The 7,764-nt window shown below is 57.1% G+C and carries 9 protein-coding genes; 8 read left to right on the top strand and 1 reads right to left on the bottom strand.

Translation table 11 applies throughout. From position 1 onward, the window contains the following. Positions 1-23: 23 nt before the first annotated feature. Positions 24-1,337, bottom strand: coding sequence for a sn-glycerol-3-phosphate ABC transporter substrate-binding protein UgpB (gene ugpB / locus TR61_RS18710; protein WP_050932055.1), 1,314 nt, complete (start codon positions 1,335-1,337; stop codon positions 24-26). Between the two features lie 149 nt (positions 1,338-1,486). On the opposite strand from ugpB, the gene TR61_RS18705 reads away from it, so the two are divergent. The 8 genes from TR61_RS18705 to TR61_RS18670 all read left to right on the top strand — a co-directional run. Further along, the gene (locus TR61_RS18705; RefSeq protein WP_050932054.1) at positions 1,487-2,377 is read left to right on the top strand and encodes a LysR substrate-binding domain-containing protein; all 891 of its coding nucleotides are present in this window, start codon (positions 1,487-1,489) and stop codon (positions 2,375-2,377) included. Positions 2,378-2,572: 195 nt separating this feature from the next. Further along, complete coding sequence (locus TR61_RS18700) at positions 2,573-2,803, top strand: hypothetical protein (RefSeq protein ID WP_050932053.1); 231 nt, start codon at positions 2,573-2,575, stop codon at positions 2,801-2,803. Positions 2,804-3,272: 469 nt separating this feature from the next. Then, a complete protein-coding gene (locus TR61_RS18695) occupies positions 3,273-3,911 on the top strand; it encodes a DUF1326 domain-containing protein (protein WP_050932052.1) in 639 nt (212 codons plus the stop codon). 46 nt (positions 3,912-3,957) lie between these two features. Beyond that, complete coding sequence (locus TR61_RS18690) at positions 3,958-4,740, top strand: DUF2182 domain-containing protein (protein ID WP_245626931.1); 783 nt, start codon at positions 3,958-3,960, stop codon at positions 4,738-4,740. A gap of 25 nt (positions 4,741-4,765) precedes the next feature. Continuing rightward, positions 4,766-5,401, top strand: a complete 636-nt coding sequence (locus TR61_RS18685; RefSeq protein WP_050932050.1) for a DUF1326 domain-containing protein — start codon at positions 4,766-4,768, stop codon at positions 5,399-5,401. A gap of 225 nt (positions 5,402-5,626) precedes the next feature. Continuing rightward, positions 5,627-6,292, top strand: a complete 666-nt coding sequence (locus TR61_RS18680) for a sulfotransferase family protein (protein ID WP_216595443.1) — start codon at positions 5,627-5,629, stop codon at positions 6,290-6,292. A gap of 177 nt (positions 6,293-6,469) precedes the next feature. Next, the gene (locus TR61_RS18675) at positions 6,470-7,291 is read left to right on the top strand and encodes a class I SAM-dependent methyltransferase (protein WP_050932048.1); all 822 of its coding nucleotides are present in this window, start codon (positions 6,470-6,472) and stop codon (positions 7,289-7,291) included. Between the two features lie 119 nt (positions 7,292-7,410). After that, positions 7,411-7,764, top strand: a 354-nt coding sequence (locus tag TR61_RS18670; protein ID WP_157440986.1) for a deiodinase-like protein, incomplete at its 3' end; no start/stop codon positions are given.

Genomic DNA, 7,764 nt, shown 5'->3' with positions numbered 1-7,764 from the left:
GCCCGCCTCGGCCAGTCAGAGTCTCAACGGGTCGCTTGCTCGAACCGCCGGAGAAGCGCATTGCCCCGCTCCACCGCGCTGTCGAGTGCGGCCTGAGCGGTCTTGTCCCCGGACCAAACCGCTTCGAGTTCCTCGTCGATGATCCCGCGGATCTGGTCGAATGACCCAAGCCGCAGGCCTTTCGAGTTGGCCGTGGGCTCGTTGGCGGTCATCTGGATGACGGCGATGTCCGTGCCCGGGTTCGCGTCGTAGAACCCTTCTGCCCTGGTCTGCGCGCCCGCAGCCGCCGTGATCGGAAGGTAACCCGTGTCCTGGTGCCACTTGGCCTGGATGTCAGAGGACGACAGGAAGTTGAGGAAAGCCGCGACGGCTTCGTATTCCTCTGCCGAATGGCCCTCCATCACCCAGAGCGATGCACCCCCGATGATCGTGTTCTGCGGCGCGCCCGCGACACCTTCCCAATATGGCAGGGGCCGAACCTCGAATTCGAACTGCGCTTCGGCCTTGATGCCCGCATAGCCCGCCGAGCTCTCAGTAAAGAGCGCGCACTCGCCCGCACGGAAATTCGCACCACCCTCGTTTCGACGACCGGCGTAGATGAACTTGCCGTCTTTGGCCCAATCGCCCAGCGTCTGGATGTGCTGGACCTGCACGGGGCCATTGAGGGCAAGCTCGGTGTCGGCGCCGGCAAACCCGTTGTCCTTCGTTGCGAAGGGCACATTGTGGTACGCGGAGAGGTTCTCCAGGTGGATCCAGCTCTGCCAGGCGGTCGTCATCGGGCAGGTGCTACCCGACGCCTTCACCGTGTCGAGCACTTCGCCCACCTTCTGCCAGGTGGATAGATCCGTGTTGGGATCGACGCCGGCGGCGGCGAGCGCATCGCGATTCACCCAAAGCACCGGGGTCGACGAGTTGAAGGGCAGCGACAGCATCTGCCCGTCAGATGTTGTGTAATAGCCTTTGACCGAACCGATGTAGGCGTCGGGGTCGAAATCGGCGCCGGTTTCCGCCATCAATTGATAGACCGGCTTCGTGGCCCCTCTCGCGGCCATCATCGTAGCCGTGCCCACTTCGAAGACCTGTAGGATCTCGGGCTGCTCACCCGCTCGAAAGGCGGCAATGCCCGCGTTCAGCGTGTCCGAGTAGTTGCCCTTGTGAACCGCCGTTACCTTGTACTTGTCCTGGCTGGCGTTGAAGGTGTCCGCCTGCTCCTGAACCAGTTCGCCGAGGCGGCCACTGTGAGCATGCCACCATTCGATTTCCACTTGCGCAAAGGCCGAATGCGGGATGCCGACCGCAATCCCCGCCACCACGGCGGACGCATAAAGTTGTCTCATGATATCCTCCCATTGGGTGCCGCCGCCGTCTCTCCGGGGGCCTGACATCCGATCAAAAACGTATCGAAAGATCATCATAATACAAGAACATTTTTCATGACAAAACCATAACACTATATTATGTTTGGGGGCGGTCAGGAGGAGAGACCTTGCGCCCGACACTGCGACAGCTCGAAGCGCTGAAGAGCGTCGCCGACACCGGCACCATGACCCGGGCGGCGAACGAACTGGGCATTTCGCAGCCCGCCGTCAGTCGCTTGGTCTCAGACCTTTCAGACGCGCTTGGGCTGAAGCTCTTCGACCGGCGCGACGGGCGTCTCGTACCGACCCAGGAGGCGCGTTTTCTGCTTCCCGAACTCGAAAGGTTGTCACAGACGCTCGACCAGATCGGCGAAGTCAGCCGAAACCTGAACAGAAGAACGGCCGGCCACATCAAGATCGCCTGTCTGCCCGGCTTCGCCACCAGCCACCTGCCCGACCTGATCGCGGAGTTCCTGCATGCCCGACCAGGCATAACGGCGACCATCGAACCTGATCGCCCGGAACGGATCATGGAGTGGATCATCGGCGAGCAGTACGACTGCGCGATCACCGACGGCTTCGAAGGGCACCCGGCCGTGTTCAGCGAAATCGTTCCGGTCCGCACGGTCTGCATATTCCCCGAAGGCCACGCCTTCGAGGCACTGGAAGAAGTGCGGCCGACGGACCTCGCACAGGAACCTCTTGTTCATGCGCGCAGGGATTCACCCTTCTTCCGGGAACTGAATGACATCTTCACTCAGCAGGGAATTGGCCCTGTCTACCGGGTCGAGACCCGACAGTTTACGGCGGCCTGCGAGCTGGTCGCGCGGGGCATCGGTGTCTCGGTCATCTCCGAGCTCGATGCTCGGCAGTACGCGGGCCGCGGCGTGTCGTTCCGACCGTTCAATCCGAAGATTTCCCACCGGGTGGCCCTGATCCGGCCCATCCACAAGAACCCCTCGATGATCACATTGGAATTCATGGAACTGTTCCGGGACAGTCTGCGCTCCCTCGAATGAAACTGACTTTCTTGGCGGTCGTGCCAACGTCGATTTCACGCGGATCTCAGGCGAACGTCCTTCTTCAGCATCCGCTGAGAACTTCGCGGCAGGTGCACTCGTCCGACGAGCCGCTTTTCGAATGAAGGCTGGCGCGAACTAAGCGATTTCCACGACAGCGTCACCCGAAACGTCCAACACCGGACCACTGTTCTGATGTCGGAAGATGTGGGTCTCGCACGCGAGTTGGTCGAGCAGAAAGAGAAGGTCCGCGACGTGGAGCAGATACTCGAACGCACTCACCTCAAGCGGCTACGGCAGGGGTTGACCGAGTCGATCGAGACAAGTGCGATCCACCTAGAATTGCTGCGGTCGCTGAAGATGGTGAATACATCCTTCGCGATGATCGCTTATCCCCTTCTGGAAGAGCATGTCGAACTGCTCTAAAGCCGTCTGGCAGGGACATGATTTCGAAAACCGTTGTGTCGACATCCGTGTGTGCACCGGCCCAAATCGGTGGATGCGAGACGGCCCTGAAGACTGTCCGTCTGTTCGGATGAGCAGGTAATCATCACACGCTGCGTCGCCTCGTTGAGCAAAGGTCTCCTTCGTCCCGCATACCCGACATTGGATCAGCCAGCAGCGGACGACGGCTCTGAGCCCGGAGCAGTCGTTCAATCAGGCTTTGTCAGCCGCGCTACAAGGATGGCTGCTATGACCCCGGATCAGACACATATCTGGCGCCAGTCTTCGCCGATTTCGCTATGGATGACTCGGGGCCAGTTTTATGATAAAAGTGACTGCATTGGTGAGACCATAGAACAAACAAATTGTACCAAAGTTAACGATCTCTAAACCTTCGGGCAAAACGCATCGCTGCCAACTTTAGTGGCAGTTACTCCAAGGGGATGGATACATGATTGATTGGGAGATAAGGGGCGAAGAACTCGCCAACTGTAATTGTAACTTCGGATGCCCATGCCAGTTCGGCGTCTTGCCGACAGATGGTACTTGCGAAGCCGCAGTTGTCTACAAAATCCACAAAGGACACTATGGGAACACTTCGCTCGACGGTTTGACAGCGGCAGGTGTCTACAAATGGCCTGGACCGATTCATGCGGGCAACGGTCATATGCAACTGATCATCGACTCCAAGGCGAACGCCGATCAGCGCGCGGCGCTCGAGGCGATCATGACCGGGGCCGACACGGAGGAAATGGCCACCATGTGGTTTGTGTTTGGGGCGATGAGTCCAAATAAGCATGAAACGATCTACGCACCTGTGTCGCTGGAGATGAATATCGAGGACCGCATCGCCAAAGGGGTTGCGGAAGGCGTTTTCGAAATCAATGCGGAGCCAATACCGAACATCGTCACGGGAGAGCCGCACCGCATTGGCATCAGGTTGCCCCACGGGTTCGAGTTCGGGTTCGCCGAAATGGCGAAGGGCCAGACCAAAACCTTGGGTGGCGTTCTGGACCTGAATAAGAACACCGGCACCCACGCGCATATGGCAAGCTTGCACCTGACCGGCCAAGGCCGCGTCGCCGCGTAGAGCAAGATCTGTGATGAAAGGTTCGATAGGGCCCGTTGAAAGGGTCATGTCGCGCGACACCTGGGTGGTGGCGGGCGCTGTTATGACAATCGTCCTGTTGGCCGGTGTCTACACAATTAACGGCGTCGGCATGAACATGTCGGCGCTGGACATGACGAGGATGGCGGGCCCGATCGGCGAACCTATGGCGATGGGCGGATCGCACCCCTGGACATTTGGCTATGCGCTGCTCGTCTTTCTGATGTGGTGGGTCATGATGATCGCCATGATGACGCCGAGTGCCGCACCAACGCTTTTGCTTTACACTGCATTGAAACGGCACGGTTCGGACCGCACGTCGGCGACAAAACTCAGCCTGATCTTCCTTGCCGGCTATCTTCTAATTTGGGGTGGCTTCAGCCTGCTGGCAACAGGGGCTCATTGGGGAACGGAAAAACTTGGTCTGGTTGATGGGCCGATGATGGCTCTCGCGTCACGACCCGCCGCCGGCGTAGTGCTGATAGCGGCCGGTCTCTTTCAATTTTCAGCGCTAAAGACGGCGTGCCTGAAGCAATGCAGTTCGCCCGCAGACTTTCTGACACGTTATCGCAGGACAGGCAGTAGAGGCGCGCTGCTGATGGGAATGCATCACGGCGCCTATTGCTTTGGCTGTTGCTGGGCATTGATGGCACTGCTCTTTGTCGGCGGCATCATGAACCTTTACTGGATTGTCGGCCTTGCTCTGTACGTTCTGGCCGAAAAAATCGTTCCAAAACCACGCTTCTTCTCGAGGCTAACAGGAGCCTTCCTGATTAGCTGGGGACTTTTGTGCATCTTTACATCTGTGTGACCAGGACAAAAAGAAAGGATGACTCATGGCTCACAAGAATTGGTATGTTGAAGGACCGGCATTCGGGAACTGCAATTGCGGCTATGCATGCCCTTGCCAGTTCGAGGAGGACCCAACCCACGGCAACTGTCGGGGCTTTGAGGTGATGGAGATCTCCAAGGGGCACTTTGAGGACATTGACCTAGCAGGCCTGAAAGTAGCTGTGCTTTATGCGTGGCCCGGGCCAATCTACGAGGGCAATGGGGAGATGCAGCTGATAATCGATCCCGAGGCATCACCCGCGCAGCGCACAGCTCTTGAGACGGTTCTCACCGGCGGCGAGACAGATGAGGAAGCAACACATTGGTGGGTATTCCGCGCCATGTGTCCAACGCTGCATGACACCGTTTTTGAATCAATCGACTTCACTTCAGACATGGAAGCGCGAACGGCATCGGTGAAAATCGGCAAAGTGCTGACATCTTCCGGTCGCCCAATCAAGCCGCCACATGGCGACGGGGAGCATCGTGTACGGATCGACATGCCCAACGGCATCGAATTTTCAGTTGCCGAAGTCGGTAATGCATCGACCACAGGCACGACGGCCATCGCGCTTGATTTGAAGGATAGCTATGGTCAGTGGCATTTCATGAAGCACGGGCCGCACGGCGTCGTTCATTAGCGCTGATTTTGTCGTTCCGCAGGCTGATGTTTTCCACAAAGTGACTGGGCTGTGTCACGTGGTGACAAGCGTCTGCTACGTCCGCTGAGCAGACGTTCAGCCTGACTTGTGCCGCCGCATGGCAGCGAATGACAGCTCCGAGCCCGAAGCTGCCGTGTCCAGATCGGGATGGTGCCGCACAGAGCTGCACATAATGATTGCCATAGGGCGTCGGGAGTCTCATGCTTGGACGATCTGGTATCGGTCGAAGGAGAAACGCCGATGGCACTGGACATCATCGGTGCAGGCTTTGGGCGCACCGGGACCGACTCTCTGCGGGAAGCGTTGACGGTCCTCGGTTTCGGTCCCTGTCACCACATGTACGAGATCCGCGACAATCCCGAAAAGATCGAGCCTTGGTACGATTACTTCTGCAATGGCGCGCCGCTTGACCTCGACCTGCTGTTCGAAGGCTACCGGTCACAGGTCGACTGGCCCGGTGCGCATCTCTGGCGCGAGTCCGCCGCGCGGTATCCGGACGCCAAGGTGATCCTGTCGGTCCGCGATCCCGAAGGCTGGTACCAGTCCTATTCAAAGACGATCAAGATGTTCCGCGAAACAGAAATGCCGCCGGAAGAAGCGCACAAACGGCGGATGCAGGAGTTCATCGAAGTCTTTCTCGGCGATCGCTTCGACACGAAGGAACGGGCAATCAAGGAGTTCGACAGGCATGTCGAAGACGTGAAATCGACGATTTCGCCAGACCGGCTGCTGGTTTTTGAACTAGGCTCCGGGTGGGAGCCTCTATGCAGGTTTCTCGAGGTCCCTGTACCAGATCGGGACTATCCGCATACCAATTCGTCAGTGTCTTTCCAGCAGAGCAATATCGAACTGAGTAAGGACCAAAGCTGAACAGGTCCAACACTCATTCCGAGACTGTTAGGGTGCGGGTGAAAGCGGTCGTTGGTGGTGGGTAAGGCAAACGGCTGCAACGAGCCCAAGGCTGACAATTTTGCTCCCGGTATTGCGCAGTAACAAACGGTTGTTCATGCTGTTCATAGAAGCACGAAAAGAATTTGGGGGGCTAAAATGGCTGCTTACGAGGGCTTTGCAGAGTTGGAAACGAAAGGTTGGTCTGACGATACAATTTCTTCAGGCTACGTGACCATGTTCTCAGAAGCGAGTGACAAGGCCATTCCTTCGATCGTGGCAAGTATTGATAGTAGCAACGGAAGGATTCTGGATCTCTGTTGCGGACAAGGCAACGTCACCGAAGCAATTGCCAAAGCCGGGCACACCGTAACCGGGGCAGATTTCTCCGCAAAGATGCTTTCGCACGCACGGGAGAGGTTTCCTACCGGAGAATTCATTGAAGCCGACGCACAAAACCTACCCTTTAAAGACGGGAGCTTTGATAGTGTCGTCTGCAGCTTTGGCTTAATGCACGTCCCCGATCAGCCCAAAGCACTTTCGGAAATTCACAGGGTTCTGAAGCCTAATGGACAATTCATTATGACGTCGTGGTGTGGCCCAGATGTCTCCCCCGTCTTCCAAGTTTTTTACAGTAGCGTCCAGGAACACGGTGACCCTTCTGTTAAGATGCCTGACAGTCCGAACTTCCATCAATTTGCAAACGAGGAAGCGGCAAGGTCTATCTTGTCCGACGCGGGGTTCGATCTGGAAACCCAAAAGCAGATTGACTGCTTCTGGATATTGGATAGTCCGGCGGCCCTAGCTGAGATTTTCCAGAACGGAGCCCCTCGCGGTGGGTACTTGCTGTCGCAGCAGCCAGCGGCGAACAACTCGGCAATCAAAGCAGCCGTGGCCGAGAAAGTTCGTGAACGCTTCGGTAACGGCGACAAATGGCACGCGCCCCTTCCTGCATCGATGATCGTCGCTCGCGCCCGGTAAGCCAAAGCAGGCGACGAGGACTTTGTCCCTCAGAGCATGTGGTACTGAAGAAGGCAGCGAACGTCCGTTGAAGACTTCTTGTCCACGCGTGGTAGGTTTGGCGTGGAGGAGGAAGAACAATGAGCAAAATTGCATTCAGTATGCGTGATCAGATGGACAGTATGTCCGATGCTGAATTCAAAGATGCGATGAGCCTGAGTAAAGCTGAATTTCTTGACTATCTGGATAAGGCAGCAGCGGGGGAGGAGAGGTGCCGAGCCAACATAGGTCAACCGGCTCCCGACTTCTCTGCACACGTTTTGACAGAGGATGGAGAGGTTTCCTCTGACTTGCTCACGCTCTCTAGTCTTCGTGGTGCGCCTGTCTCGTTGATTTTTGGGAGCTACACATGCCCCATATTCCGCCGTCAGTCTGAGCGTATGAAGCAGTTAATTCGCGAATTCGAAAACTCGGTTCAGTTCGTCTTCGTTTAC

Source organism: Aestuariivita boseongensis, assembly GCF_001262635.1.
In the GTDB taxonomy this organism is placed as follows: domain Bacteria; phylum Pseudomonadota; class Alphaproteobacteria; order Rhodobacterales; family Rhodobacteraceae; genus Aestuariivita; species Aestuariivita boseongensis.
Note: the sequence above shows the minus strand (reverse complement) of the source record. Positions and strands in the feature narration are given on the sequence as shown.